Below are 1,382 nucleotides of genomic sequence, written 5' to 3'. Positions count from 1 at the left end.
AACCAAGAAGTGACCGGATCCTCTATCTTAACTAAAGAAGATGAAGAAACCAAGAAGGACACACAAGGCCGGGCTTCGTTTGAAGGTGCTGAGTACGGTTTGTTCTATAAAGATGGTAAACCTGTGAAATGGACGGATCGGGTAAAACCTGAGTTGACAAACGGCACGAAAGTAAAAATGGACGATGATTCTGTTGTTATTCGTATTGACGATAAAGATCAGACCGCTGGAGTGAAGCACTTAGCACTAAATGGCTATTATTGGCTAGAAACGAAAGCGCCCGAAGGGTACCAACTTGATTCAACAAAACGTGAATTTGAACTGAAGTACAAAGATCAAGACACGAAAGTTGTTTCCACTGACGTGACTTCCCAAGAAAAGGTCATTAAATTGTCAATCGACGGCTTTAAGTACCTGCAATCCAAATCCGGAAAAGTGAATTCTGGCTACAACGGGATCAAGTTTGCTCTGACACCGATTGATCCAACAAAAGGTGAACCTGTAGAAGTTGAAACACAAACAGATGCGAACGGTTATGATGGCTATTGGGCGTTCAAAGAGTTTCCTTATGGCGATTATCGTATTTCTGAAGTAGCCGCACCAGATGGCTACAAGAAAATGACAGACCTGATCTTAAAATCTACGTTCGATACAGAAAAACGTGAATACAATGTGACAATTACAGAAGAAGGACAAAAGGAACCAATCAAAACGCTGACTGTTGAAGAAAGTAAGATCAATGCAGGGTCCAACCATATTTCTCTAGGCAAGTTAATGATTACCAACGATTTGGTTAAAGCGCCTCAGATTTCCACTAAAGCAAGTGTAGATGGGAAACAAACATTTGTGCCAGGAAAAGAAACACCGATGAAAGATACGATCAGCCTTTCTGATCTGAATAAAGGCGGAAATTATCGCCTAAGAGGAATCAAACTGTGGAGAATCCAAAATGATGACAAAGAAAACGCCACAGTTGTCTATGAAGCAGACGAAGATTTTGTCGCTGAAAAAGAAACCATGGAAAAAGTCGTTGAAACTATCGTAGATACGTCAAACGATGATGAAAATACGAGGTATGTTTGGACAGAAGCACTCGACGAATTGGATAAAGAGGGCAATGGGAAAGAAGCGGCAGATCACAACGATTTAGACAACAAAGAACAAACAGTGACGCCAGAAATTCCTAATGTGCCTGAAGAGGAACCAAAAATTGAAACGTTGTTTACTACGCTGAATGGTGATCAGGAAATAGACGCGACAAAGGATCAAAAGCTTGCGGACAAAGTAAGTCAAGAATTTCCTGAATCACAAATTGGTCAGAAAAAGTATTGGATTCACAAATTGCACAAGGTCCAAGATACAAAAGCTACGACAAGCAGCGA

The 1,382-nt window shown here is 40.8% G+C and carries 1 protein-coding gene; it reads left to right on the top strand.

The features are described from left to right. Positions 1-1,382, top strand: a 1,382-nt coding sequence (locus IGI46_RS25870; protein WP_429974624.1) for a SpaA isopeptide-forming pilin-related protein, incomplete at both ends; no start/stop codon positions are given.

Origin of the sequence: Enterococcus sp. AZ163 (genome assembly GCF_050498925.1) — a bacterium.
GTDB classification, from domain to species: Bacteria; Bacillota; Bacilli; order Lactobacillales; family Enterococcaceae; genus Enterococcus_A; species Enterococcus_A ferrettii.
Note: the sequence above shows the minus strand (reverse complement) of the source record. Positions and strands in the feature narration are given on the sequence as shown.